This window comes from Rothia sp. HMSC036D11 (genome assembly GCF_001814205.1).
GTDB classification, from domain to species: Bacteria; Actinomycetota; Actinomycetes; order Actinomycetales; family Micrococcaceae; genus Rothia; species Rothia dentocariosa.
On sequence record NZ_KV815306.1, the window covers coordinates 1 to 225 of the forward strand.

General features: G+C 46.2%; 1 pseudogene. It reads right to left on the reverse strand.

The features are described 5' to 3' along the window. Positions 1–214, reverse strand: a pseudogene (locus tag HMPREF2958_RS11070) (hypothetical protein); the annotation flags it as partial. Between the last annotated feature and the right edge of the window lie 11 nt (positions 215–225).

The window sequence follows — 225 nt, forward strand, 5'->3', positions numbered from 1 at the left end:
TTTGCTGGATATAAAACGCATGACAATGATTCACAAACGGAATCACCAGGGGACCGCCAAGAACAAACATGATAATAAAGCAAGCGCCTAAATCACCAAACATGACCCCACAAAATATAGGGGTAAGGACTAACGTTACTACCAACAAAGCATAGCCAGCGATATAAGCTATCCGAGGCCGGTGCTGTTTAACCCCGAGCACGGGCTGACCCATCGTACGTTTCA